This is a genomic window from Streptomyces monashensis (assembly GCF_001866665.1).
Taxonomy (GTDB): Bacteria; Actinomycetota; Actinomycetes; order Streptomycetales; family Streptomycetaceae; genus Streptomyces; species Streptomyces monashensis.
In genome coordinates, this window is sequence record NZ_MLYO01000026.1 from 1 (window position 1) to 25,041 (window position 25,041).

Consider the following 25,041-nt stretch of genomic DNA (forward strand, 5'->3'; position numbering starts at 1 on the left):
GCCCCGCCCCCACACGCCTGCCCCTCACCGCCCTTCCCTCACGCCCGCTCCCTCTCTCCGGCGGCCCCTCTGCTCCTTCCCACCCCGCTCCTCCCCGCTTTCGCGCTCCTTGTCCCGCTCTCGGCCGCCCCCTCCGTCCCTCCGGGGCACCACCCCTGCCGCAGAACCGACCCCCTTGCCCGGGTATGGTCGCCCTGCCCAGCCCTTCACCCGTGGAGTTCCAGATGCCCGCCCGATCGTCCGCGAGCCGTCGTACCGTCCTTCGAGGGGCCGCCGTGGCCCCGGTCGCCGGGCTCGGCCTGGCCGCCTGCTCGGCACCGGGCGGTGCCTCGGCGGCGGACACCCCGACCGCGCCCGTCGACCTCGGTGCCGAGAGCGAGGTCGCCCAGGGCGCCGCCAAGCTCTACCGGGATCACAACGTGGTCGTCAGCCGTGACAAGAACGGCACGTTGAAGGCGTACAGCACGATCTGCACGCACGCTGGGTGCCCCATCAACAAGCTCCAGGGGACGACCTTGATCTGCCCCTGCCACGGCAGCGAGTTCGACGCCACGACCGGCAAGGTGGTCCAGCAGCCGGCCACCGAGCCCCTCGCCGAGCTGTCGGTGAAGACCACCAACGGCAGGATCGTCGCCGGCCCGGGCGCCTGACCGGAAGCCGAACACCGACTCCCACCGTCCTGACTGCCGTCAGCGGACGATAGCCCTACGGCGGCCAACGGACCTGCGGCGGCCAACAGGCCTACGGCGTAGGGGACTTCACTCCCAGTCCCAGGCGATGCCGACGATGCCCGGCCGGATCCGTGGCTCGACCACGTGGACGCAGTGGTGCGGTCCGGTGACCGGCAGTTCCTGTCGGCCGCTGCGGGGGGCCGCCGCCGAGGGCTGGGTGAAGCGGTGGCAGCGCGCCGGGAGCGCGGCCGTGTCGAAGCGCACCTGGAGCGCGTACTGGCCGCCGGGGGAGCAGAACCGGTGGAGGTGTTCACGGGAGGTCCCGGCCGTGCCGTCCTCGATGCCGTACCGGAAGAGGAAGGTGTCGCCGCAACGCAGCCGGGTACCGAAGAGCAGCTCGGCCACCAGCAGACCGGCGTCCTGGTCCCAGCGGACGCGTCCCGTGCGGCAGTTCTCCAGGGCCCGCACACTGATGTCCTGCGGGCGGCAGCCGGGGTCGCCGTGGTGCACGGCGAGGAAGCGGTCGACGCCGTCATGGTGGGCCCGCACGATGTGCTGGGCCTCGCGGCCCGCCAGTTCGCGCCGGGCGCCGATCCGGACGTATTCGTGATGGCCGAGCGTGTGCAGTCCGCCGTCGGCGGACCAGCCGAGGCCGGCCCGGAGCCGGTCGAGGACGTCCGAGGCCTCGATCAGGGAGCGGTAGGAGCGGACCCCGGGGCGGCCCGACACCGTGTGCTCGTGGCTGTCGGCGAGCAGCCGGATCAATGATTCGTCCGGCAGCTGGAGGATCTCCTCCAACGCGCGCACGGCCCGCAGTGACTCGGGGCGCTGCGGGCGGCGGGCACCCTGCTGCCAGTAACTCAGGCTGGTCACACCGACCTTGACCCCGTGGCGGGACAGATGGTGCTGGACGCGCTGGAGCGGCAGCCCACGTGCGGCGATGGCGGCGCGCAGCGCCGCATGGAAGGGGCCGCCCCGAAGGACCATGTCCAGTTCCGTGGTGAGGACGTCCGCGTGCTCGGTGGCATGCCGCATGCCGAGGCGCCTTTCTGTGAGGTGTCGCTACGGCTGGTCGGGCCGTCTGCGCTGGTTGCGGGACCACCCCCCGTGGGCGCTGTGAACGCCCCTGACTGCGCACGCCGCATCCCGTTGTGCGGGCGTGCCCGGCCCCGAGTTCCCCCGCATTGAAGCGTGTTGACCAGGCCCCGACAACACCTCGAACCCGCCATGGCCCCACCCGGCCGGACCGTGGCCCGGCGCCCGGAACCGACGCACCCCAGGTCGTGCCGGTGCCCGCCGCGGCATGGGACGATCGGCGTGTGGCGGAGACCTGGGCGTTCGCCGGTGACGACACCGCTGTGACTCCGCTGGAGGCGGTCGCCGGGCTGCGGTGCGGGATCGCAGCGGGGTGTCTCGGAGCCTGGTTCACCGGTTCCGCCGGACGCCTGCTGACCGACACCGAGCGCGCGGTGGTGATGCTCCTCGACGCGGACGGCGGTCCGGGCGGGCACGCGGTTACCCCCGGGCCGGGGGTGTGAGCGGGGGATTCCGGCTCGCGAACGGGCAGTGCGACACGTATCCCGACGTGGACACCGTGCCGCTCGACGAGGCGCTCCGGATCGTCCGGCAGGTGATCGGCGCCGGTGCACCCCCGGCCTACGCGGGATGGTGCCGGGACGGGTGAACGGCGCGGGTGCGGACGTTGTCCACAGCCCCGACGCGGTGTCGGCGCTCGCCAGTAGGGTGTGAGACATGGCCGACCCCTCCAGCTACCGCCCCAGGCCGGGTGAGATCCCGGACTCTCCGGGGGTGTACAGGTTCCGTGACGAGCACCGCCGGGTGATCTACGTCGGAAAGGCGAAAAGCCTGCGCCAGCGCCTGGCGAACTACTTCCAGGACCTGGCGAACCTGCACCCGCGCACCCGGACGATGGTGACCACCGCCGCGTCCGTGGAGTGGACCGTGGTGTCCACGGAGGTGGAGGCGCTCCAGCTGGAGTACTCCTGGATCAAGGAGTACGACCCCCGGTTCAACGTCAAGTACCGCGACGACAAGAGCTATCCGTACCTCGCGGTGACGATGAACGAGGAGTTCCCGCGCGTGCAGGTGATGCGCGGTCACAAGAAGAAGGGCGTGCGGTACTTCGGGCCCTACGGGCACGCGTGGGCCATCCGGGACACCGTCGACCTGCTGCTGCGCGTCTTCCCGGTGCGTACCTGCTCGGCCGGAGTCTTCAAGAACGCCGCCCGCACCGGCCGGCCCTGCCTGCTCGGCTACATCGGCAAGTGCTCGGCACCCTGTGTCGACCGGATCAGCCCCGAGGAGCACCGGGAGCTGGCCGAGGAGTTCTGCGACTTCATGGCGGGCCGCACGGGCACGTACCTCCGCCGCCTGGAGAAGCAGATGATGACGGCGGCCGAGGAGATGGAGTACGAGCGGGCCGCCCGGCTGCGCGACGACATCGAGGCCCTGAAGAAGGCCATGGAGAAGAGCGCGGTCGTGCTCGCCGACGCGACCGACGCCGACCTCGTCGCCGTCGCGGAGGACGAGCTGGAGGCGGCCGTCCAGATCTTCCACGTCCGCGGGGGCCGGGTGCGCGGCCAGCGCGGCTGGGTGACCGACAAGGTCGAGGACGTCACCACCGCAGCCCTCGTCGAGCACGCGCTCCAGCAGCTGTACGGCGAGGAGAGCGGGGACGCGGTCCCCAGGGAGGTCCTGGTCCCGGCGCTGCCCGAGCCGGTCGCACCGGTCCAGGAGTGGCTGACCGGCCGCCGCGACTCGAACGTGTCGCTGCGCATCCCGCAGCGGGGCGACAAGAAGGCGCTCATGGAGACCGTGCAGCGCAACGCCCAGCAGGCTCTGGCACTGCACAAGACCAAGCGTGCCTCCGACCTGACCACACGCTCGCGTGCCCTGGAGGAGATCGCCGAGGCCCTCGATCTGGACAGCGCCCCGCTCCGGATCGAGTGCTACGACATCTCGCACCTCCAGGGGGACGACGTGGTCGCCTCCATGGTCGTCTTCGAGGACGGCCTCCAGCGCAAGAGCGAGTACCGCCGCTTCCAGATCAAGGGCTTCGCGGGCCAGGACGACGTCCGCTCCATGCACGAGGTGATCAGCCGGCGTTTCCGGCGCTACCTCGCCGAGAAGGAGAAGACGGGGGAGTGGTCCGACGGCGAGGACGCGGCCGCCGAAGGTCCCCTCCTCACCGGCACGGACGAGATCACCGACTCCCTCAAGGACGACGAGGGCCGGCCCAAGAAGTTCGCCTACCCGCCGCAGCTCGTCGTCGTCGACGGTGGCCAGCCGCAGGTCGCGGCGGCCCGGCGCGCCCTGGACGAGCTGGGGATCGACGACATCGCCGTCTGCGGCCTCGCCAAGCGATTGGAGGAGGTCTGGGTGCCGGGCGAGGACGACCCGGTGGTGCTGCCGCGCACCAGCGAGGGCCTCTACCTCCTTCAGCGCGTACGGGACGAGGCCCACCGCTTCGCGATCACCTACCAGCGCGTCAAGCGGTCCAAGCGCTTCCGCGCCGGCCCCCTGGACGACGTGCCCGGCCTCGGCGAAACCCGCAAACAGGCGCTCATCAAGCATTTCGGCTCGGTGAAGAAGCTCCGGTCCGCCACAATCGAACAGATCCAGGAGGTGCCCGGGATAGGCCGGAAGACGGCCGAGACCATCGCCGCGGCCCTCGCCCGGGCGGCCCCGGCCGCACCCGCCGTGAACACGGCGACCGGAGAGATCATTGAAGACGAGGAACCCGACACGACGGGCGGTTCCTCGGGGGAGCCCGCGATCGCGGGTCTCCCGGACGAACGACGGGGGCAGGAGACATGACCGAGCACGAGACACACCCCACGGCCGAGCGAGATCGGTCGCACGAGGAAGCGGGCCAGGACCGGCCACAGCCCGCGGTGGGCGATCAGCACGCGGCCCAGGAAAACGGAGTACAGGTGAGTACGGACGTCACGGCGGCCGTGGCCCCCGAAGCGGCCATTCCCGAACTGGTGATCATCTCCGGCATGTCCGGAGCGGGCCGGTCGACGGCCGCGAAGTGTCTGGAGGACCTCGGCTGGTTCGTCGTGGACAACCTCCCGCCCGCCCTCATCCCCACCATGGTGGAGCTGGGCGCCCGCTCGCAGGGCAACGTGGCGCGGATCGCGGTCGTCGTGGACGTGCGCGGCCGGCGCTTCTTCGACAACTTGCGCGAGTCCCTCGCCGACCTGGACACCCGGGGCGTCACCCGGCGCATCGTGTTCCTGGAGTCCTCGGACGAGGCGTTGGTGCGCCGCTTCGAGTCGGTGCGCCGCCCGCATCCGCTCCAGGGTGACGGCCGCATCGTGGACGGTATCGCCGCCGAGCGCGAGCTGCTGCGCGAGCTGCGCGGGGACGCCGACCTGGTGATCGACACCTCCAGCCTCAACGTGCACGAGCTGCGCGCCAAGATGGACGCCCAGTTCGCCGGCGAGGAGGAGCCCGAGCTGCGGGCCACCGTCATGTCGTTCGGCTTCAAGTACGGTCTGCCGGTCGACGCCGACCTGGTCGCGGACATGCGGTTCCTGCCCAACCCGCACTGGGTCCCGGAGCTGCGTCCGTACTCGGGCCTCAACGAGGAGGTCGCCGCCTATGTCTTCAACCAGCCCGGCGCCAAGGAGTTCCTCGACCGCTACGCCGAGCTGCTGCGCCTCATCGCGGCCGGCTACCGGCGCGAGGGCAAGCGGTATGTGACCATCGCCATCGGCTGTACCGGCGGTAAGCACCGCTCGGTGGCGATGTCGGAGAAGCTCGCCGCGCGCCTCGCGGCCGAGGGCGTGGAGACGGTGATCGTGCACCGGGACATGGGACGGGAATGACGGAACGTACACCGCGGCTGAGCAGACTGCGCCGGATGGTGCCCGAGTCGCGCGCCGGGCGCCCGGCCGAGGCCCGCGGCGCCCGGCCCCGCCGCCGGGGCGCCCAGCCCAAGGTCGTCGCGCTCGGCGGCGGCATGGGCCTGTCCGCCTCGCTCGCCGCACTGCGCCGGATCACCGGCGACCTCACCGCCGTCGTCACCGTGGCCGACGACGGCGGTTCCAGCGGCCGGCTCCGTGACGAGCTGGGCGTGCTCCCGCCCGGCGATCTGCGCAAGGCGCTGGCCGCGCTCTGCGGTGACGACGACTGGGGCCAGACCTGGGCCCGGGTCATCCAGCACCGCTTCCAGTCCAAGGGCGACCTGCACGAGCACGCGGTCGGCAATCTGCTGATCGTCGCCCTGTGGGAGCAGCTTGGCGACCATGTGCAGGCCCTGGACCTGGTCGGCAAGCTGCTCGGCGCGCACGGCCGCGTGCTGCCCATGTCGGCCGTGCCACTGGAGCTCCAGGCCCTGGTCAAGGGGCACGACCCGGAGCGCCCGGACGACGTGGACACCGTGCGCGGGCAGGCGACGGTCGCGCTCACGCCCGGGGAGGTGCAGTCGGTGCACGTCGTTCCGCACGACCCGCCCGCCGTGCCCGAGGCCGTGGCGGCGGTCCGGGACGCCGACTGGGTGGTGCTCGGCCCCGGTTCCTGGTTCTCCTCGGTCATCCCGCATCTGCTGGTCCCCGAGCTGCTGGACGCCCTCACCGAGACCAAGGCGCGCAAGGTGCTCTCCTTGAACCTCGCCCCGCAGCCGGGAGAAACCGAGGGCTTCTCCCCGCAGCGTCATTTGGAGGTTTTGGGGCGACACGCCCCTAAACTCGCCCTGGACGTGGTGCTGGCCGACGAGGCCGCCGTACCCGACCGCGACTCGCTCACCGAAGCCGCGAAGCGGCTGGGGGCCGCGGTCGAGCTGGCGCCCGTGGCCCGGACCGACGGTTCACCGCGGCACGACCCGGAGCTGTTGGCCGCCGCGTACGACCGTATTTTTCGGATGCATGGAAGGATCGGCCCATGGCGATGACGGCAGCGGTGAAGGACGAGATCTCCCGGCTCCCCGTCACCCGGACCTGTTGCAGGAAGGCGGAGGTCTCCGCCATTCTGCGGTTCGCCGGCGGCCTTCACCTGGTGAGCGGGCGCATCGTGATCGAGGCGGAGCTGGACACCGCGATGGCGGCCCGCCGTCTCAAGCGGGACATCCTGGAGATCTTCGGCCACAGCTCCGAGCTGATCGTGATGGCGCCCGGCGGACTGCGCCGCGGCTCGCGCTATGTCGTACGGGTGGTCGCGGGCGGTGACCAGCTGGCCCGCCAGACCGGTCTGGTCGACGGCCGGGGCCGCCCGATCCGGGGGCTTCCACCGCAGGTGGTCTCCGGGGCCACCTGTGACGCGGAGGCGGCCTGGCGCGGGGCCTTCCTGGCGCACGGCTCGCTGACCGAGCCCGGCCGCTCCTCCTCCCTGGAGGTCACCTGCCCGGGTCCGGAGGCCGCGCTCGCGCTGGTCGGCGCCGCCCGCCGGCTGTCGATCGCCGCGAAGGCCCGTGAGGTGCGGGGCGTGGACCGGGTGGTCGTCCGTGACGGGGACGCGATCGGCGCGCTGCTGACCCGGCTCGGTGCGCACGAGTCGGTGCTCGCCTGGGAGGAGCGCCGGATGCGCCGCGAGGTGCGGGCCACGGCCAACCGCCTCGCCAACTTCGACGACGCCAACCTGCGCCGTTCGGCCCGCGCCGCCGTGGCCGCCGGTGCCCGGGTGCAGCGGGCGCTGGAGATCCTCGGCGACGAGGTGCCCGAGCACCTCGCGGCCGCCGGGCGGCTGCGCATGGAGCACAAGCAGGCCTCGCTGGAGGAGTTGGGCGCGCTCGCCGATCCGCCGCTGACCAAGGACGCGGTCGCGGGCCGGATCCGCCGTCTGCTGGCGATGGCCGACAAGCGCGCCGCCGATCTGGGCATCCCGAGCACGGAGGCCAACCTCAGCGAGGAGCTGGCGGACAACCTGGCCGGCTGACCGGCGCACGCTCAACACACCGGTGCCGGGCTCCAGTCGAGACCCCGGCACCGGTTTTTTCACCCCCGCTCGCCCGCACGAAATCGCCCCGCCCGGGTCGAGTGCCATGAGCGGTTGGCCGTAGTGGCGGACCGTCGCGGACCACCGCGAGGGGGGCATGAGGCACAGAGCGAGATCGGTTCTCGCTGTCGGCGCGCTCCTGATCGGCGGAGCGAGCCTCGCACCCATCGCCCAGGCACAGAGCGGGAGTTCACCGAAGCCCGGCCTCGACGAGAGCAAGGTCTTCCACGCCGATGTCACCCGCCGACAAGCCTGTCCTGAGCGCCCGGCTGCTGTGGGACACCGAGCCCGGCTACGACCACGCGGTGATCGAGGCGCACACTGCGGGCGCCGACGACTGGACCACACCGGCGGAGGCCGGGAGTGCCACGACGACGGCCGCAACGGCGTACAGCGGGCAGGGGTTCCTGATCGGCGGGCATCCGTGGCTCACCCGCCATCTGACCCTCGCGGCCTCCTTCGCCGCACCACCGAGGACGAGCGAGACGTCGCTGGGCGCCTGGCGCGCGGCCGGACCGCCCGCCGGCAGCCCGGCCGTACGGAAGGACCGGACGCGCACCGGGGCGCTGTTCCGGACGTACGCGGCGGTCACCACGGACGACACCGTGCTGCTCGGTTTCGGGCTGGAGCAGGTGCCGTCGGCGGCCGGCCGGGCGGCGCTGCTCGGGAACGCGTTCGCCGCGCTCGGGGCGTGAGGGCCACCACGTTGACAGATCCCGCTCTCCTTGTTCCAACAGGTGAGCGGGAGCCCTCTCAACGGTGCGTAAACGTGACCCTCGTGGGCACTGATCAAGTGAGCCGACCCGCTCACGAACGAGTGAAGTAGGAGTAAAAACCGCCCGGCATTCCGTATCAAATACGGGCGAAACCGCAGTCGATCCGAGGCGGTCCGTACCCCTACTGGCGGGTACGGAACGCCTGCCCGTGTATGGGCCATCTCGATGTCACCGAGGGGCCCGCAGGGAGGTAGGGTCGGTGGTGGTCGGGGACATCCCAAACAGAGCTCGCCGGCACCGCATGGCCGGCGTACCAACGAGGAGATCGGTTCGTGACGATCCGCGTAGGCATCAACGGCTTCGGCCGCATCGGTCGTAACTACTTCCGCGCGCTGCTGGAGCAGGGTGCCGACATCGAGGTTGTGGCTGTCAACGACCTGGGTGACACGGCGACCACCGCGCACCTGCTCAAGTACGACACGATCCTGGGCCGCCTCAAGGCAGAGGTCTCCCACACCGCCGACACCATCACCGTGGACGGCCACACCATCAAGGTGCTCTCCGAGCGCAACCCGGCCGACATCCCCTGGGGCGAGCTGGGCGTCGACATCGTCATCGAGTCGACCGGCATCTTCACCAAGAAGGAAGACGCCGCCAAGCACATCGCCGGTGGCGCGAAGAAGGTCCTCATCTCGGCCCCGGCCAAGGATGAGGACATCACCATCGTGATGGGCGTCAACCAGGACAAGTACGACCCGGCGAACCACCACGTCATCTCCAACGCCTCCTGCACCACCAACTGTGTGGCCCCGATGGCGAAGGTCCTCGACGAGAACTTCGGCATCGTCAAGGGTCTGATGACCACGGTGCACGCGTACACGAACGACCAGCGCATCCTGGACTTCCCGCACAAGGACCTGCGCCGCGCCCGTGCCGCCGCCGAGAACATCATCCCGACCACCACCGGTGCCGCCAAGGCCACCGCCCTGGTGCTCCCGCAGCTCAAGGGCAAGCTGGACGGCATCGCCATGCGCGTCCCGGTGCCGACCGGCTCGGTCACCGACCTGGTCGTCGAGCTCGGCCGCGAGGTCACCAAGGAAGAGGTCAACGCCGCCTTCCAGAAGGCCGCCGAGGGCGAGCTGAAGGGCCTCCTCGACTACACCGAGGACCCGATCGTCTCCTCCGACATCGTCAACGCCCCCGCGTCCTGCACCTTCGACTCCTCCCTGACCATGGTCCAGGAGGGCAAGAACGTGAAGGTCATCGGCTGGTACGACAACGAGTGGGGCTACTCCAACCGCCTCGTCGACCTCACGGTCTTCGTCGGCAACCAGCTCTGATCGTCGAAGCAGGATCTTGAAGTGAGAGCAGGGCTCGGGCAGCGCAGGGACGCGCTGTCCGGGCCCTGTTCTGCGCCCGGACCACGTCCTTTTACGATCAGGTGCACCACGAGCCCTCCTTTGGAGTCCACTCAATGAAGACGATCGACGAACTTCTCGCCGCCGGCGTGAGCGGCAAGCGGGTCTTCGTCCGCGCCGACCTCAACGTGCCGCTGGACGGCGCGACCATCACCGACGACGGCCGTATCCGAGCCGTCCTGCCCACCATCAAGGCCCTTGCCGAGGCCGGCGCCAAGGTGGTCGTCGCCTCGCACCTGGGCCGGCCCAAGGGCGCCCCGGATCCCGCTTTCTCGCTGCTGCCCGCCGCCGAGCGCCTCGGCGAGCTGCTCGGCGCCCCGGTCGCCTTCGCCCAGGACACCGTCGGCCCCGCCGCCCACGACGCGGTCGACGGCCTCCAGCCCGGCCAGGTCGCGGTCATCGAGAACCTGCGCTTCAACCCCGGCGAGACGTCCAAGGACGACGCCGAGCGCGACGCCTTCGCGGACCGGCTGGCCGCCCTCGCCGACGTCTACGTCGGTGACGGTTTCGGTGCCGTGCACCGTCAGCACGCCTCGGTCTACGACCTGCCGAAGAAGCTGCCGCACTACGCCGGCCACCTCATCAGCACCGAGGTCGGCGTCCTGAAGAAGCTCACCGAGGACGTCGAGCGGCCCTACGTCGTCGCGCTCGGCGGCGCCAAGGTCTCCGACAAGCTCGCCGTCATCGACGAGCTGCTCGGCAAGGCCGACCGCCTGCTCATCGGCGGCGGCATGGCCTACACCTTCCTCAAGGCCAAGGGCCACGAGGTCGGCATCTCCCTCCTCCAGGAGGACCAGATCCCGGCCGTCAAGGAGTACATGGAGCGCGCCGAGAAGAACGGCGTCGAGCTGGTGCTCCCCGTCGACGTCCTCGTCTCGCCGGAGTTCCCGGACCTGAAGACGAAGGCCCCGGCCAACCCCACCACGGTCGCCGCGGACGCCATCCCCGCCGACCAGGAGGGCCTGGACATCGGTCCGAAGACCCGCAAGCTGTACGCCTCGAAGCTCGCCGACGCGGCCACCGTCTTCTGGAACGGCCCCATGGGCGTCTTCGAGCACCCCGACTACGCCGAGGGCACCAAGGCGGTCGCCCAGGCCCTCGTCGAGTCCAAGGGCTTCACCGTCGTCGGCGGCGGTGACTCCGCCGCGGCCGTGCGTACGCTCGGCTTCGACGAGAACGCGTTCGGCCACATCTCGACCGGTGGCGGCGCCTCCCTCGAATACCTCGAGGGCAAGACGCTCCCCGGCCTCGCCGCACTGGAGGACTGACCCCGTATGACCACCCGCACGCCGCTGATGGCGGGCAACTGGAAGATGAACCTCAACCACCTCGAGGCCATCGCGCACGTCCAGAAGCTCGCCTTCGCCCTGGCCGACAAGGACTACGAGGCCGTCGAGGTCGCCGTCCTGCCGCCGTTCACCGACCTGCGCTCCGTGCAGACTCTGGTCGACGGCGACAAGCTCAAGATCAAGTACGGCGCCCAGGACATCTCGCGGCACGACTCCGGTGCCTACACCGGCGAGATCTCCGGCCCGATGCTGTCCAAGCTGAAGTGCACGTACGTGGCCATCGGCCACTCCGAGCGCCGCCAGTACCACGACGAGACCGACGAGGTCGTCAACGCCAAGGTCAAGGCCGCCTACAAGCACGGCCTCACCCCGATCCTGTGCATCGGCGAGGAGCTGGACGTCCGCGAGGCGGGCGACCACGTCTCCCACACCCTCTCCCAGCTGGAGGGCGGTCTGAAGGACGTCCCGGCCGAGCAGGCCGAGACGATCGTGGTCGCCTACGAGCCCGTGTGGGCCATCGGCACCGGCAAGGTCTGCGGCTCGCAGGACGCGCAGGAGGTCTGCGCCGCCATCCGTGCCAAGCTCGCCGAGCTCTACACGCAGGACGTGGCCGACAAGATCCGCATCCAGTACGGCGGTTCCGTGAAGTCGGGCAACGTCGCCGAGATCATGGCGCAGGCCGACATCGACGGCGCCCTGGTCGGTGGTGCCTCGCTGGACGCCGACGAGTTCGTCAAGATCGTGCGCTTCCGCGATCAGTGATACACGCTGTGAGTAGGCGGTAGCGGCGATACGTCGTACCCTTGCGGGGGCACAGCCGGTGTGCTGTGCCCCCGTCGTCCCTCCGAAGTCGTCCATCCGTATCCGAGGAAGTTGGTCCAGCCGTGGTTTTGGGGTTCTCGATCGCCCTGATCGTCTTCAGCCTGCTGCTGATGCTGCTGGTGCTGATGCACAAGGGGAAGGGCGGCGGCCTCTCCGACATGTTCGGTGGCGGCATGCAGTCCTCCGTCGGCGGCTCCTCGGTCGCCGAGCGCAACCTCGACCGGATCACCATCGTGGTCGGCCTGTGTTGGTTCGCGTGCATCATCGTCCTCGGCATGCTGATGAAGTCGAACAGCTGACGCTTCCGCACGCCGCGCACAGCACACACATCACGCCTATTCGGCGGGTAAGGCCCCATGTTCGGTACGCGCTCCTGGGCGCGGCCTATCATGGGGCTTGCGTCTTGGTGTGGGGGCTTGTAACTCCAATCACTGGACGCGCGTTGGGCCTTACGTAGACTGAGGCGCTCGCAGCGAAGCGGAACGCCGACTCGCTTCGCGGCACCATGACGCAGGGAGTTACGACCGTGGCAAGTGGCAACGCGATCCGAGGAAGCCGGGTCGGGGCGGGGCCGATGGGCGAGGCCGAGCGTGGCGAGTCCGCGCCCCGTCTGCGCATCTCCTTCTGGTGCTCCAACGGGCACGAGACGCAGCCGAGCTTCGCCAGCGACGCGCAGGTTCCCGACACTTGGGACTGCCCGCGCTGCGGCTTCCCCGCCGGCCAGGACCGGGACAACCCGCCGGACCCGCCGCGCACCGAGCCCTACAAGACGCACCTCGCCTATGTGCGGGAGCGGCGCAGCGACGCGGACGGCGAGGCGATCCTCGCCGAGGCGCTCGCCAAGCTGCGCGGCGAGATCTAGGGGCCCCTGAGCATCGCGACCGGCCGGGCACCCACTGGTGCCGGGCCGGAGCCGCTGCCTCCAGCTCTGCCTCCTCCCGCGCCGTCCGTACGCGGTTCCGGCACCGGAGCGTCGTACGGACGTACCTGTTGTTGACCGTGCGGACAGCGTTGTGTCCGCTCGTCCCATGTCCTGATCAACTAGGTTGGGACGCGACAGGTGCAGGAAAGAAGGCTGAGGTCGGAAATGAACGCAGACGGCCGGACCAGGCTCAACCAGACGCCCGAGTGGACGGCTCTCGCCAAGCACCGGGAAGAGCTGGCCGACACTCATCTCAGGGAGCTGTTCGCCGCCGAACCCGGGCGCGGTGCGGGATACACGCTCCAGGTCGGCGACCTGTACGTCGACTACTCCAAGCACCTGGTCACCGACGAGACGCTGCGGCTGCTGCGCGAGCTGGCCGACGCCACGGACGTCTTCGGCCTGCGGGACGCCATGTTCCGCGGCGAGAAGATCAACGTCACCGAGGACCGCGCCGTGCTGCACACCGCGCTGCGCGCCCCGCGCGACGCCGTGATCGAGGTCGACGGCGAGAACGTCGTCCCCAAGGTGCACGCCGTCCTCGACAAGATGAGCGACTTCGCCGACCGCGTCCGCTCCGGTGCGTGGACCGGTCACACCGGCAAGCGCATCAAGAACGTGGTCAATGTCGGTATCGGCGGCTCCGATCTCGGCCCGGCGATGGCGTACGAGGTGCTCCGCAGCTTCACCGACCGTGACCTCACGGTCCGCTTCGTCTCCAACGTGGACGGCGCCGACCTGCACGAGGCCACCCGCGACCTCGACCCCGCCGAGACGCTGTTCATCATCGCCTCCAAGACCTTCACCACGATCGAGACGATCACCAACGCCACCTCCGCCCGCGGCTGGCTGGTGGACGCCCTCGGTGACGACTCGGCGGTGGCCAAGCACTTCGTCGCGCTGTCGACCAACGCCGAGAAGGTCGCCGAGTTCGGCATCGACACGGCCAACATGTTCGAGTTCTGGGACTGGGTCGGCGGCCGCTACTCGTACGACTCCGCGATCGGACTGTCCCTGATGATCGCGATCGGCCCGGACCGCTTCCGTGAGATGCTCGACGGCTTCCGGCTGGTCGACGAGCACTTCCGCACCGCCCCCGCCGAGACCAACGTCCCGCTGCTGCTCGGCCTGCTGGGCATCTGGTACGACAACTTCCACGACGCCCAGTCGCATGCCGTCCTGCCCTACAGCCACTACCTCTCCCGGTTCACCGCGTATCTCCAGCAGTTGGACATGGAGTCCAACGGCAAGTACGTGGCGCGCGACGGCAAGGAGGTGGAGTGGCAGACGGGGCCGGTGGTGTGGGGCACGCCGGGCACCAACGGGCAGCACGCCTACTACCAGTTGATCCACCAGGGCACCAAGCTGATCCCGGCGGACTTCATCGGCTTCGCCGAGCCGGTGGCCGAGCTGAGCGGTGAACTCCGGGCGCAGCACGACCTGTTGATGGCCAACTTCTTCGCCCAGACCCAGGCCCTCGCCTTCGGCAAGACCGCCGAGGAGGTCCGCGCGGAGGGGGTGGCCGAGGAACTGGTCGCGCACAAGACCTTCCAGGGCAACCGGCCGACCACGACCATCCTGGCCAGGGAACTCACCCCGTCCGTCCTCGGCCAGCTCGTCGCCCTCTACGAGCACAAGGTCTTCGTGCAGGGCGCGGTGTGGAACATCGACTCCTTCGACCAGTGGGGCGTCGAGCTGGGCAAGGTCCTTGCCAAGCGGGTGGAACCGGCACTGACCGAGGGCGCGGAGGTACCCGGCCTGGACGCCTCGACCAAGGCCCTGGTCGCCAAGTACCGCGCCCTGCGCGGCCGCGGCTGACCGGCACGCACAACTGCCCCGGTACCGCGCGGGTGGCGGGGAGTGCGGCTGCTTCCCGTCCCGCCCCGCCCGGCAGGCACGGGCGCCGGGGTCAGGCCGCCGCGCTCAGGGTGTCCGCGAGGCGTTTGCGTGCTGCGCGGGCGGCGGGGATCGTGGCGAGTCCGGCTGCTCCCAGGACGGTGGCCGTGCCGAGCGCGAGAAGCAGTCCGGGGGAGGGGGAGCGGGCGATTCCCGCGCCGATTCCGCTGGATGCGCCCTGGGCGTCGATGAGCCGGTGGGCCAGGGGCAGGCCGAGGACCGTGGCGGTGAGCGTCGCGGCCAGGGCCGTGGCGCTCGTGGCCGTGACGGTGATCGCGGTGATCTGCCGTGGGGACATGCCGATCGCCTTGAAGGCGAGCACGTCCCGTTCGCCCTCGCGCACGCTGCCGCCGATCGCGGTGAGCAGTTCCACCAGCCCGATGAGGGCGAGCACGGCGATCAGGCCGGCGACGACCGCGCGCAGCGGGGACAGTCCGTCGGCCGGGTTGGTCACGGCGTGCACGTCCAGGTGGCCCCGGCCGGCGGTGGTGAGCGCGGCGGCCACCCGGTGCGGGTCGGCGCCCGGGCGCAGCCGCAGCTCGTAGAAGGCCGGGGCGAGCTGCGGGTCGTTCTCGCGGAGGGTGTCCAGGGAGGCCGTCACGACCCGGCCGGCGTTCTGCGGTTCGATGCTGCGGCCGACGATGTGCAGGATCTGCGGCCGGTCGCCGACCGTCATCCGTACCCAGTCGCCGACCCGCGCGTGCAGCAGGTCCAGCAGCCCCTGCCCGGCCACCGCCTCGTCCGGTCCGTGCGCGGCCCGGCCCTCGGCGAGGGCGCAGGGGTAGGGCCGGGCGTCGGTGCCGAGGCCGCGCAGGGCGATGGTCGCGGTCTGCCCGGGTACCAGCGCGGCCAGTTCGACCCCCGGATACACGGCGGCGACGCGGGAGTCCCCGGCCAGCAGGGAGTGCAGGTCCGCCGGTGCCGGTGCGCCGTCCGTGCGGACCGTGAGCGAGGTGGGCAGACCGACCCGGGCCGGGTCGGTGTGGAAGCGGTCGAGCGTGGTCCACGCGCTGAGCGCCACCACGATCAGCAGCAACGGCAGGGTGAGCCGGGCGACGCCGGTCAACGACCGTCCGCGCCCCGTCAGCAGCTTGTGACAGCCGAGGACCAGCGCGGCCGGCAGCCGCGTGCCGAGCGCCCGCCGGGCCGGGCCGGTGAGCCGGCCGCCCGCCGACACAGCCGGGCGCGGCACCGGGACCGGCGGCACCCGGCCGGCCCGCCAGGCCGCGAGGCCCGTGGTCAGGCCGATGAACAGCACCGCGCCGACGGGCACCGCCAACAGCGCCATGGTGTGCCCCGGCAGCCCCTGCCACACGCCCACGGCGTCGCCGAGCCGCCCGGGGATCCGGCTGCCCAGCGTCTGGGTGAGGGCGGCGGCGGCCACGGCGCCGAGCAGGGCGTAGGCGAGGTGCTGGAGCAGGAAGATCCGGACGACCTGGCCGGGCGTGAAGCCGATCGCCTTCAGCACCGACAGGTCGCGCAGATGGCCGCGGATCCGGGTGGCGATCGCCCCGTGCACGGCGAGTCCGGCGGCGATCAGCGCGCCGAGTCCGAACAGGCCGAGCACCTGCCCGAGCAGGCGGTTGTCACCCTGTGCCGCGGCGCGGGCCTGCTGCCAGGTGGAGACCTCGCCGACCGCGCCCGCGCCCAGCGCGGTGACGGCGCGCTGCACCGCGTAGTCCGTGTCGGCCGGATCGGCGAGCCGCAACCCGATGACCTGGCCGCCGGGTGTCCGCAGTGCGGCGGGCAGGGCCCAGACCAGGCCCGGCTGCTCGCCGGGGCTGTAGGACGGCTCGGCACTGTCGGCGACGCCCTCGACGGTGAGGGTGCGCGGGGTGCCGGGCAGCGTGAGGGTGTCTCCGGGCTCGGCCAGCAGGGCACGGGCGAGGCCGCTCTCCAGCACCACGCCGTCCGGCTCGGCCGGGTCCAGCCAGTGTCCGGCGGTGAGCAGCGGCCGGCCGACGGAGGGCAGCCGTGCGGTGCCGCGCAGCTCCACGGAGGCGCGGGTGCCGCGCGAGGCGACGGTGACGGACTCGGTGCGGTAGGGGCCGGCGACGGACGCGACGCCGTCCAGCCGGGCGAGCCTGCCGGTGTCCGCGGACGACGCGGTGTGGATCCACACATGTGCCCCGCGCGTCTCGGCGAAGGTCCGCTGCCAGGGGTTGGTCGCGTAGCCGAACAGGGCGGCGGCCAGCAGCAGCGAGGCGACGATGCCGGCGGTGGCCAGCACGAGGAACAGCGCCTCGCCGCGATGCCTGCGCAGATCGGAGTGTGCCCAGCGCAGGGTGGCCCGCACGTCCCTGAGATCCAGCACGTCAGTCCTTCAGCTCCAGCACGCCGGAGATGCCGGCGCGGCGCGGCGGCGCACCGTCCAGCGCGGCATCGTCCGCTATCCGGCCGTCGAAGAAACTGATCACCCGGTCCGCTGCGCTCGCCAGCCGGGCGTCATGCGTGACCAGCACGATGGTCTGGCCGCGCGCGTGGAAGCGGGACAGCAGCCGCATCACCTCGCGGGTGCCCTTGCTGTCCAGGCTGCCCGCGGGCTCGTCGGCCAGCAGCAGCGGGGGATGGTTGACCAGGGCCCGGGCGAGGGCGACCCGCTGCTGCTCACCGCCGGACAGCTCGCCCGGCATTCCGCGCTCCTTGCCCGCGAGGCCCAGCTCGGCCAGCAGCGCCTCGCGCTCGGCGCGGGCCTGCTTCGGCGAGGCACCGGCCAGCAGGGCGGGCAGTTCGACGTTGTCGGCGACGGACAGGTTCGAGACCAGGTTGAAGAACTGGAAGACGATCCCGATGGCCTTGCGGCGTTCCACCGCCCAGCGCGCCTCGCCGAACGAGTCCGTGCACCGCCCGTCCAGCCAGATGCTGCCCTCGTCCGGCCGCTGGAGCCCGCCCAGCAGGTGCAGCAGTGTCGACTTCCCGGCGCCGGACGGACCGGTGATCGCCACGAACTCGCCCCGGGCCACGCTCAGATCGACCCCGCGGACGGCGTGCGCGGGCGCGCCCTCGCCGTGGTGGGTCTTGACCAGGCCCTCGGCACGGAGCACCGGAACACTGTCCTCGCTCATTCCAGTTCCTCCTGGCACCGCTCCAGCCAGTCGAGGTCGGCCTGCAGATGCAGCATCGCGCCCTCGATCAGCAACTGGGCGATTCGGTTGTCCCGGTTCTCGGCCGCGGCCAGCTTCGACAGACTGCGCATGGTGGTGAGGTACTGGCGCCGCTGCTTGTTGATGAGGGTGATCTGGTCGGCGAGACCGGTCTGCGGGGCGAGGGCGAGCTTCATGAAGAACTCGTCCCGCACCCGCGGCTCGTCCTCGGTCTCCTCGAACCAGACGTGCAGCGCCTCCCGCCCGGCGTCGGTGAGGTGGTAGACCTTCTTGTTGGGCCGGCTGGACTGCTCGACGTCCTCGCCCTCGATCAGCCCGGACTTCTCCAGGCGGCCGAGGGTGACGTAGATCTGGCCGACGTTGGGCTGAGGGTACGCGGAGCCCAGCAGTTGCTCAAGGTCCTGCTTCAGCTCGTAGCCGTGGGCGGGGCCACGGGCGAGGAGTGCCAGGAGGGCAAGGCGCACTCGTGCTGTCCTCCTGTCTGCTCACAATGTGCTCCAGGCCCTAGTATCGCCCATACCTAACAGGTATACATGGCCTCTGACTCCCGGGGCGAGGGTGCCCGGAGCCGTGCGTACGTGTTCAAGGAGGAACCTATGCGGTGGATACGCGCCGCCGGTAGGGGCCTCCTCGTTCTCGCCATGATCACGGCCGGGTACGTCACCTCCGGCGCTCGCGCCGAGGAGGGCGCGGACGCCGGGCGCGGCCCGCTCACCCTGGCCACCGCCGGCGACCTCACGAACTATCTCGGCCCGCTGCTCCAGGGCTGGAACCGCACCCACCCCGGCGAGAAGGTCACCCTCGTCGAGCTGCCGGACTCCGCGGACGAGACCCATGCGCAGATGACGACCGATCTGCGCGGCGGCGACCGCAGCCGCTTCGACGTCCTCAACATCGACGTCAACTGGACCTCGGAGTTCGCTGCGGCCGGCTGGATCCGCCCGCTGCCCCCGGACCGCTTCCCGCTGAGGAGCTTCCTGCCGCCGGTCGTGAACACGGCCACCTACGCGGGGCGGCTGTACGCGGTCCCGTACGTCACGAACGCCGGACTCCTGCTGTACCGCAAGGACGTCCTCGCCAAGGCGGGCGTGCCGCCGCCGCGCACCTGGGCCGAGCTGGAGCGCGACGCGAAGACCGTCGCGCCGCAGTACGGACTCGGCGGCTACGCGGGCCAGTTCCTGCCCTACGAGGGCCTCACGGTCAACGCGGCCGAGGCCGTGTACTCGGCGGGCGGCACCATCCTCGGCGACGAGGGCACCCGGGTCACCGTCGACTCGGCCGCCGCCCGCGAGGGCATCGGCTTCCTCGCCCGCGGCGTCCGCGAGGGCTGGATCCCGAAGGCGGCGCTGACCTGGAAGGAGGAGGAGTCCAAGCAGGCCTTCCAGGACGGCCGGCTGCTCTTCCTGCGCAACTGGCCCTACGCCTATGCCGTCGCCTCCGCCAAGGGCTCCAGGGTCGCCGGGAAGATCGGCGCCGTACCCCTGCCCGGCCCCGACGGGCCCGGGACCAGTGTCCTCGGCGGCTCCAACCTCGCGGTCAACTCCCATGCCCGGCACCCCGATTCCGCCGCGCGCCTGATCGCCTACCTCACCAGCGCGCGGGTCCAGCGCCAGGTGCTCGTCCGGGGCGCGCTGCCGCCCGTACGCGCCGCGCTGTACCAGGACCCCGCGCTGATCCGGCAGTTCCCCTATCTGCCGACGCTGCGCACCGCCGTGCTCACCGCCGCGCCGCGCCCCAAGAGCGCGCACTACGACCAGGTCAGCCTGGTGGTGCAGGCGGTGGTGTACGGCGCCCTGACCGGACGCGAGACGCCCGAGCAGGCCGTGCGCCGACTGGCCCGCGAACTCGACGCCATCGCCCGTCGGTAGCTCCCGACGATCTCGCTAGTTACTTGTTAGGTAACGCGGACGTCTCGAATCGAAGTGTGATGTCCCATTCCATCCGCATTTGAACCCCCAACTGCCCAGTAGTTTCCGTTCTTTTCGTTGACACCTTCGCGACGCACCTACCTAACATGCATGCATGTTGAGTAAGTACGGCTGGTGGCGTGACGCGGTGATCTACCAGGTCTACGTCCGCAGCTTTCTGGACAGCACCGGCGACGGCATCGGCGATCTCGCCGGGGTCCGCGCGGGGCTGCCGTACCTGAAGAAGCTCGGCGTCGACGGCATCTGGCTGAGCCCGTTCTATCCCTCGCCGCAGCACGACCACGGCTACGACGTGGCCGACTACCGCGGTGTCGACCCTATCTTCGGCGACCTCGCCGAGTTCGACCTGCTGATGACGGCCGCCCGCCGGCTCGGCATCAAGGTGCTCCTCGACATCGTCCCGAACCACTGCTCCAGCGAGCACCCCTGGTTCCGCGAGGCACTGGGCGACGCGCCCGGCGGCCCGGCCCGCGCCCGCTTCCACTTCGCCGACGGCCGCGGCCCGGACGGCGCCGAGCCGCCCAACAACTGGCACGCCATGTTCGGCGGCCCCGCCTGGACCAGAGTCGGCGACGGCCAGTGGTACCTGCACATGTTCACGCCCGAACAGCCGGACTGGAACTGGCGCAGCCCCGAGATCCCCGCCGAGTTCGACCGGACCCTGCGCTTCTGGCTCGACCGGGGGGTGGACGGCTTCCGCATCGACGTCGCCGCCGGCCTGTTCAAGCACCCCGCACTGCCCGACTCCGACGATCCCGAGGCCGACGCCCGCACCCGCGACTCGGTCAACCCGCTCGCCTGGAACCAGCCCGAGGTGCACGAGGTGTGGCGGCAGTGGCGCGCGACATGCGAGGAGTACACCGCCCGCGACGGCCGCGAACGCCTCCTCGTCGGCGAGGTCTCCGTGCCCACCGCCCGCGAACACGCCCTGTACGTCCGCCCCGACGAACTCCACCAGGCCTTCTTCTTCGACCTGCTCAGCGCCCCCTGGGACGCCGACGCCTTCCGCAAGGTCGTCTCCGAGGCCATGCAGGACATCGCCGGCACCGGCTCCACGGTCACCTGGGTCCTCAACAACCACGACCAGGTCCGCACCGTCACCCGCTACGGCGAACCCGCCACCGGGGGAAGCGGCCTCGGCGCCGCCCGCGCCCGCGCCGCCGCGCTGCTGATGCTGGCGCTGCCCGGAGCCGCGTACATCTACCAGGGCGAGGAACTGGGCCTGCCCGAGGTCGTCGACCTGCCCGACGACGTCCTCACCGACCCGATCTTCCGCCGCACCGGCAGCCGGGCCCGCATCCGCGACGGATGCCGGGTGCCGCTGCCCTGGTCCGGGCAGGCCTCGCCGTTCGGCTTCACCTCCGGCGCCGAGTCCGCCAAGCCCTGGCTGCCGCAGCCGGACTACTTCGCCGCCTACGCCACCGACCGCGCCCTCGCCGACACCCGCTCCTTCTGGCACCTGTACCGAGACGGCCTCCAACTGCGGCGATCGCTGCCCCAGTTGGGCGAGGGAACGCTGCGCTGGCTGGACACCCCGCCCGGCGTCCTCGCCTTCGCCCGCGGCGACGACCTCGTGTGCGCCGTCAACTTCACCACCGCCCCCGTGCCCGCGCCGGTCTCCGGCACCCCCCTGCTGTCCAGCGGCCCCTGCCCGCCCGGCGTCCTGCCCGGCTCCACGGCCGCCTGGTGGCTGAACGACCTCTAGATCCTCCACCGACTTCCCCGCACGAAAGGCCCGTCAGCGATGATGCGACGACGTACGACCCTGCTCACGAGCTGCACCGCCCTCGCCCTCGCGCTCGGCGCCACCGCCTGCGGCGGCGGACCGGTCGCGGCCGGCGGCGGTGACAAGGCGCTCAGCGGCCAGACCGTCACCGTGGCCGGTGTCTGGTCCGGAGCCGAGCAGAAGAACTTCCAGAAGGTGCTGGACGCGTTCACCGCGAAGACCGGCGCCAAGACCCAGTTCGTCTCCACCGGCGACAACGTCTCCACCGTCGTCGGCAGCAAGATCGAGGGCGGCGACGCACCCGACGTCGTGATGGTCCCGCAGGTCGGCGTGCTCCAGCAGTTCGCCAAGAAGGGCTGGCTCAAGCCGCTGTCGCCGACGGCCCGGCAGACGATCACCGCCGACTACGCGCCCGTGTGGCAGAACTACGGCAGCGTCGGCGGCACCCTGTACGGCCTCTACTTCAAGGCCGCCCACAAGTCCACCGTCTGGTACAGCCCCGATGCGCTCGCCCAGGCCGGGATCAAGCCGCCGAAGACGTACGACGAGATGCTCAAGGACGGGCACACGATCTCCGACTCCGGGCTCGCCGCCTTCGCCGTCGGCGGGGAGGACGGCTGGACCCTCACCGACTGGTTCGAGAACGTCTACCTCTCCCAGGCCGGACCCCAGAAGTACGACGCCCTCGCCGCCCACAAGCTCAAGTGGACCGACCCCTCCGTCGTCAGGGCGCTCACCACCCTCGGCAAGCTCTTCAAGGACAAGCAGCTCGTCGCGGGCGGCCAGAAGGAGGCCCTGAACACGGACTTCCCCGGCTCGGTGGAGAAGGTGTTCGGACCCAAGCCCGAGGCCGGCATGGTCTACGAGGGCGACTTCGTGGCCGGCGTCGCCCACGACCAGTTCGGCAGGACCATCGGCAAGGACGCGGACTTCTTCCCCTTCCCCGCGGTCGACGGCGGCCCGGCACCGGTCGTCAGCGGCGGTGACGCGGCGGTCGTCCTCAAGGACGGCAAGAACGTCACGGCCGGCATGAAGCTCCTGGAGTACCTCGCCACCCCCGAGGCGGCCGCCGTCTGGGCGAAGGCGGGCGGCTTCCTGTCCCCGAACAGGAAGCTCGACCTCGCCGCGTACGCCGACGACGTCACCCGCGCCACCGCCACGTCCCTCGTCGGCGCGGGCGACTCGGTCCGCTTCGACATGTCCGACCAGGCCCCCGCCGCCTTCGGCGGCACCAAGGGCGCGGGGGAGTGGAAGCTGCTCCAGGACTTCCTGCGCGACCCCTCGGACCCGAAGGCGACCGCGGCCCAACTGGAGTCCGCCGCGGCCAAGGCCTACGGGAACTGAGCGGCGACACCACCATGACCGCCACCACTGTCGTGAAACAGCAGGCGGGCCCGCGGGCCGCCGGCCCGGCGCGCGGGCGCCGCGGCCGGCGGCGCGCCCGGCTGATCGCCCTGCTCTTCGTCTTCCCGGCGCTGCTCCTGCTCGGCGCCCTCGTCGTCTACCCGGTGCTGTTCTCCGTCGGCCGCAGCCTCTTCGACGCCTCCGGCACCCGCTTCGTCGGCGCCGGCAACTACACCGAGATGTTCCGTGACCCGGCCACCCTGAAGGCCATCCGCAACACCGCGATCTGGGTCGTCGTGGCCCCGGCCCTGCTGACCGGGCTCGGCCTGATCCTCGCCGTGCTGGTGGAGAAGGTCCGCTGGGCCACCGCCTTCAAACTCCTGCTCTTCATGCCGATGGCGGTGTCCTTCCTCGCCGCCGGCATCATCTTCCGCCTCGCCTACGACGCGGACCCGAACAGGGGCGTGCTCAACGCGGCCGTCGTCTCCGTCCACGACGCCTTCCGGAGCACGTCCGCCTACCCGACGGCCCGCGGGCGCGCGGGCCTGCTGACCGAGGACCGCGACGGCTCCTGGCGTACGACGGCCCGGGCGGGCGAGTCCGTGACGCTCCCGATGGTCGGCGTGCTGCCGGGGGACCTGCCGAAGAACGCCGCGCCCGCGTACCCGGCCGCCGCGAAGCAGGCGGCCCCCGGTGAACTGCGCGGTGTCGTCTACCTCGACTTCACCCCCGGCGGGGGCGGCCGGCCGGGCAAGGTCGACCCGAAGGAGAGCGGCCTGCCCGGAATGACGGTCCAGGCGGTGCGCGACGGCAAGGCGGTCGCGAGCGCGACCACCGCGGCCGACGGCTCCTTCCGCCTGCCCGGGCTCGCCGCGGGGTCGTACACGGTGCGGCTGCCGGAGTCCAACTTCGCCCAGCCCTACCAGGGCGTCTCCTGGCTGGGCCCGGCCCTGGTCACACCGGCGATCATCGGCGCGTACCTGTGGATCTGGACCGGCTTCGCGATGGTGCTGATCGGCGCGGGGCTCGCCGCCCTGCCCCGGGACGCGCTGGAGGCGGCCCGGATGGACGGCGCGAACGAGTGGCAGATCTTCCGCCGCATCACCGTGCCGCTGCTGGCCCCCGTGCTGACCGTGGTCTTCGTGACTCTGGTGATCAACGTGATGAAGGTCTTCGACCTCGTCTACATCATCGCGCCCGGGCCGGTGCAGGAGGACGCCACCGTCCTCGCGACCCAGATGTGGCTGGTGTCCTTCGGCGGCGGCGACAACCAGGGCCTCGGCAGTGCCCTCGGCGTGCTCCTGCTGCTCCTGGTCGTCCCCGCGATGGTCTTCAACGTCCGCCGCTTCCGAAGGAGTCAGCGATGAACGCGGTCAGGAGGGGCCTCGGCAACGGCCTGGTGCAGGCCGTCCTGGTGGTGATCGGCCTGGTCTGGCTGACCCCGCTGGCGGGACTGTTCGTGTCCTCGCTGCGCTCGTCCCAGGACACCGCCAAGGGCGGCTGGTGGACGGCCCTGTCGAGTCCCGGCCGGCTGTCCTTCGACAACTACACGGCCCTGCTGAAGAACTCCGGCATCACCCAGGCCTTCTGGAACACGGTGCTGATCTCGGTGCCGGCGACCACCCTGGTCGTCGTCATCGCGGCCCTCGCCGGATACGCCTTCGCCTGGCTGGACTTCCCGCTCAGGGAACCGCTCTTCCTGCTGGTGGTGGCCCTGTTGGTGGTGCCGGTCCAGATCGGTCTGCTGCCGGTGGCCAAACTCTTCGGCGCGCTGGGCCTGTTCGGCACCATCCCCGGAGTCGTCCTCTTCCATGTCGCCTACGGCCTGCCCTTCGCGGTGTTCCTGCTGCGGAACTACTTCGCGGAGATGCCGAAGGAGATGCTGGAGGCGGCGCGGATGGACGGCGGCACCGAGTGGCGCATCTTCACCCGGCTGGTCCTGCCGGTCGGGCGCCCGGCGATCGCCTCGCTCGCCATCTTCCAGTTCCTGTGGGTGTGGAACGACATGCTGGTCGCCCTGCTCTTCGCCGACAGCTCGTCCCAGCCGCTGACCGTTCAACTCCAGTCCCAGATACGCCAGTTCGGCAGCAACATCGACGTCCTGGCGCCGGGCGCGTTCCTGTCCCTGATCGTGCCCGTCGTGGTGTTCTTCGCGTTCCAGAAGCACTTCGTGCAGGGCGTGATGGCGGGCTCCGTGAAATGAGGGGCGGCGGGGACCTCGGTCCCCGCCGCCCCTACGCACAGCCGG

22 protein-coding genes and 1 pseudogene are annotated in these 25,041 nt (G+C 71.1%); 19 read left to right on the plus strand and 4 right to left on the minus strand.

The window, feature by feature from the left end; translation table 11 throughout:
- Positions 1-224 precede the first annotated feature (224 nt).
- Positions 225-650 carry a Rieske (2Fe-2S) protein gene (locus BIV23_RS16050; protein WP_071381532.1) on the plus strand — a complete coding sequence of 142 codons (426 nt, stop codon included), beginning with the start codon at positions 225-227 and terminating at the stop codon, positions 648-650.
- 108 nt (positions 651-758) lie between these two features.
- On the opposite strand, the gene BIV23_RS16055 is transcribed toward BIV23_RS16050, so the two are convergent.
- Positions 759-1,706: a hypothetical protein gene (locus BIV23_RS16055; RefSeq protein WP_071381533.1), complete on the minus strand. Its 948-nt coding sequence runs from the start codon at positions 1,704-1,706 to the stop codon at positions 759-761.
- Between the two features lie 284 nt (positions 1,707-1,990).
- Here BIV23_RS16055 and BIV23_RS51875 point away from each other — a divergent pair, with 284 nt between their 5' ends.
- The 13 genes and pseudogenes from BIV23_RS51875 to pgi all read left to right on the plus strand — a co-directional run bounded on the left by BIV23_RS51875 (position 1,991) and on the right by pgi (position 14,613).
- The gene (locus tag BIV23_RS51875) at positions 1,991-2,209 is read left to right on the plus strand and encodes a hypothetical protein (RefSeq protein ID WP_107471181.1); all 219 of its coding nucleotides are present in this window, start codon (positions 1,991-1,993) and stop codon (positions 2,207-2,209) included.
- A complete protein-coding gene (locus BIV23_RS51880; protein WP_245790547.1) occupies positions 2,206-2,355 on the plus strand; it encodes a hypothetical protein in 150 nt (49 codons plus the stop codon). Before BIV23_RS51875 ends, BIV23_RS51880 begins: the two co-directional genes overlap by 4 nt.
- A 68-nt stretch (positions 2,356-2,423) precedes the next feature.
- Entirely contained in the window at positions 2,424-4,508 is a 2,085-nt protein-coding gene (gene uvrC, locus BIV23_RS16065; protein ID WP_071381534.1) for an excinuclease ABC subunit UvrC, read from the plus strand.
- Complete coding sequence (gene rapZ / locus BIV23_RS16070) at positions 4,505-5,524, plus strand: RNase adapter RapZ (RefSeq protein ID WP_071381535.1); 1,020 nt, start codon at positions 4,505-4,507, stop codon at positions 5,522-5,524. The genes uvrC and rapZ overlap by 4 nt, the downstream gene beginning before the upstream one ends.
- The gene (locus BIV23_RS16075; RefSeq protein WP_071370848.1) at positions 5,521-6,588 is read left to right on the plus strand and encodes a gluconeogenesis factor YvcK family protein; all 1,068 of its coding nucleotides are present in this window, start codon (positions 5,521-5,523) and stop codon (positions 6,586-6,588) included. The genes rapZ and BIV23_RS16075 overlap by 4 nt, the downstream gene beginning before the upstream one ends.
- Positions 6,579-7,568: a DNA-binding protein WhiA gene (gene whiA / locus BIV23_RS16080; RefSeq protein ID WP_071381536.1), complete on the plus strand. Its 990-nt coding sequence runs from the start codon at positions 6,579-6,581 to the stop codon at positions 7,566-7,568. The genes BIV23_RS16075 and whiA overlap by 10 nt, the downstream gene beginning before the upstream one ends.
- A gap of 269 nt (positions 7,569-7,837) precedes the next feature.
- Positions 7,838-8,323 (plus strand): annotated as a pseudogene (locus BIV23_RS16085) (zinc carboxypeptidase); the annotation flags it as partial.
- 353 nt (positions 8,324-8,676) lie between these two features.
- Positions 8,677-9,684: a type I glyceraldehyde-3-phosphate dehydrogenase gene (gene gap / locus BIV23_RS16090; RefSeq protein WP_071381538.1), complete on the plus strand. Its 1,008-nt coding sequence runs from the start codon at positions 8,677-8,679 to the stop codon at positions 9,682-9,684.
- Between the two features lie 134 nt (positions 9,685-9,818).
- Entirely contained in the window at positions 9,819-11,030 is a 1,212-nt protein-coding gene (locus BIV23_RS16095; protein WP_071381539.1) for a phosphoglycerate kinase, read from the plus strand.
- A gap of 6 nt (positions 11,031-11,036) precedes the next feature.
- Positions 11,037-11,813 carry a triose-phosphate isomerase gene (gene tpiA, locus BIV23_RS16100; RefSeq protein WP_071381540.1) on the plus strand — a complete coding sequence of 259 codons (777 nt, stop codon included), beginning with the start codon at positions 11,037-11,039 and terminating at the stop codon, positions 11,811-11,813.
- A gap of 122 nt (positions 11,814-11,935) precedes the next feature.
- A complete protein-coding gene (gene secG, locus BIV23_RS16105; protein ID WP_079173197.1) occupies positions 11,936-12,172 on the plus strand; it encodes a preprotein translocase subunit SecG in 237 nt (78 codons plus the stop codon).
- Between the two features lie 227 nt (positions 12,173-12,399).
- Complete coding sequence (locus BIV23_RS16110) at positions 12,400-12,735, plus strand: RNA polymerase-binding protein RbpA (protein WP_003957010.1); 336 nt, start codon at positions 12,400-12,402, stop codon at positions 12,733-12,735.
- A gap of 225 nt (positions 12,736-12,960) precedes the next feature.
- Entirely contained in the window at positions 12,961-14,613 is a 1,653-nt protein-coding gene (pgi, locus tag BIV23_RS16115; RefSeq protein ID WP_071381541.1) for a glucose-6-phosphate isomerase, read from the plus strand.
- Between the two features lie 91 nt (positions 14,614-14,704).
- Here the strand turns inward: pgi and BIV23_RS16120 are convergent, their stop codons facing one another.
- From BIV23_RS16120 to BIV23_RS16130, 3 genes are read right to left on the minus strand one after another with little or no spacing between them, the layout of a single operon-like run.
- The gene (locus BIV23_RS16120; RefSeq protein ID WP_071381667.1) at positions 14,705-16,987 is read right to left on the minus strand and encodes an FtsX-like permease family protein; all 2,283 of its coding nucleotides are present in this window, start codon (positions 16,985-16,987) and stop codon (positions 14,705-14,707) included.
- Positions 16,988-17,006: 19 nt separating this feature from the next.
- On the minus strand, positions 17,007-17,756 hold the full coding sequence (locus tag BIV23_RS16125; RefSeq protein ID WP_071381542.1) for an ABC transporter ATP-binding protein: 750 nt from the start codon (positions 17,754-17,756) through the stop codon (positions 17,007-17,009).
- On the minus strand, positions 17,753-18,259 hold the full coding sequence (locus tag BIV23_RS16130; RefSeq protein ID WP_071381543.1) for a PadR family transcriptional regulator: 507 nt from the start codon (positions 18,257-18,259) through the stop codon (positions 17,753-17,755). The genes BIV23_RS16125 and BIV23_RS16130 overlap by 4 nt, the downstream gene beginning before the upstream one ends.
- Positions 18,260-18,391: 132 nt before the next feature.
- Here BIV23_RS16130 and BIV23_RS16135 point away from each other — a divergent pair, with 132 nt between their 5' ends.
- The 5 genes from BIV23_RS16135 (at position 18,392) to BIV23_RS16155 (ending at position 24,996) form a co-directional block, all read left to right on the plus strand.
- Entirely contained in the window at positions 18,392-19,663 is a 1,272-nt protein-coding gene (locus tag BIV23_RS16135) for an ABC transporter substrate-binding protein (RefSeq protein WP_071381544.1), read from the plus strand.
- A gap of 154 nt (positions 19,664-19,817) precedes the next feature.
- Positions 19,818-21,428: a glycoside hydrolase family 13 protein gene (locus tag BIV23_RS16140; protein ID WP_177239912.1), complete on the plus strand. Its 1,611-nt coding sequence runs from the start codon at positions 19,818-19,820 to the stop codon at positions 21,426-21,428.
- 39 nt (positions 21,429-21,467) lie between these two features.
- On the plus strand, positions 21,468-22,793 hold the full coding sequence (locus BIV23_RS16145; RefSeq protein WP_071381546.1) for an ABC transporter substrate-binding protein: 1,326 nt from the start codon (positions 21,468-21,470) through the stop codon (positions 22,791-22,793).
- A gap of 14 nt (positions 22,794-22,807) precedes the next feature.
- Entirely contained in the window at positions 22,808-24,160 is a 1,353-nt protein-coding gene (locus BIV23_RS16150; protein WP_071381547.1) for an ABC transporter permease subunit, read from the plus strand.
- Complete coding sequence (locus BIV23_RS16155; RefSeq protein ID WP_071381548.1) at positions 24,157-24,996, plus strand: carbohydrate ABC transporter permease; 840 nt, start codon at positions 24,157-24,159, stop codon at positions 24,994-24,996. The genes BIV23_RS16150 and BIV23_RS16155 overlap by 4 nt, the downstream gene beginning before the upstream one ends.
- Positions 24,997-25,041 lie beyond the last annotated feature (45 nt).

Bases quoted from the DNA above. Each gene is read 5' to 3' on its own strand.
- BIV23_RS16050 (WP_071381532.1), top strand. From the start codon at position 225: ATGCCCGCCCGATCGTCCGCGAGCCGTCGTACCGTCCTTCGAGGGGCC.
- BIV23_RS16055 (WP_071381533.1), bottom strand. From the start codon at position 1,706: ATGCGGCATGCCACCGAGCACGCGGACGTCCTCACCACGGAACTGGAC.
- whiA (WP_071381536.1), top strand. From the start codon at position 6,579: ATGGCGATGACGGCAGCGGTGAAGGACGAGATCTCCCGGCTCCCCGTC.
- BIV23_RS16095 (WP_071381539.1), top strand. From the start codon at position 9,819: ATGAAGACGATCGACGAACTTCTCGCCGCCGGCGTGAGCGGCAAGCGG.
- BIV23_RS16145 (WP_071381546.1), top strand. From the start codon at position 21,468: ATGATGCGACGACGTACGACCCTGCTCACGAGCTGCACCGCCCTCGCC.
- BIV23_RS16140 (WP_177239912.1), top strand. From the start codon at position 19,818: ATGTTGAGTAAGTACGGCTGGTGGCGTGACGCGGTGATCTACCAGGTC.
- BIV23_RS16150 (WP_071381547.1), top strand. From the start codon at position 22,808: ATGACCGCCACCACTGTCGTGAAACAGCAGGCGGGCCCGCGGGCCGCC.
- BIV23_RS16125 (WP_071381542.1), bottom strand. From the start codon at position 17,756: ATGAGCGAGGACAGTGTTCCGGTGCTCCGTGCCGAGGGCCTGGTCAAG.
- BIV23_RS16155 (WP_071381548.1), top strand. From the start codon at position 24,157: ATGAACGCGGTCAGGAGGGGCCTCGGCAACGGCCTGGTGCAGGCCGTC.
- pgi (WP_071381541.1), top strand. From the start codon at position 12,961: ATGAACGCAGACGGCCGGACCAGGCTCAACCAGACGCCCGAGTGGACG.
- tpiA (WP_071381540.1), top strand. From the start codon at position 11,037: ATGACCACCCGCACGCCGCTGATGGCGGGCAACTGGAAGATGAACCTC.
- BIV23_RS16135 (WP_071381544.1), top strand. From the start codon at position 18,392: ATGCGGTGGATACGCGCCGCCGGTAGGGGCCTCCTCGTTCTCGCCATG.
- rapZ (WP_071381535.1), top strand. From the start codon at position 4,505: ATGACCGAGCACGAGACACACCCCACGGCCGAGCGAGATCGGTCGCAC.
- BIV23_RS16075 (WP_071370848.1), top strand. From the start codon at position 5,521: ATGACGGAACGTACACCGCGGCTGAGCAGACTGCGCCGGATGGTGCCC.
- uvrC (WP_071381534.1), top strand. From the start codon at position 2,424: ATGGCCGACCCCTCCAGCTACCGCCCCAGGCCGGGTGAGATCCCGGAC.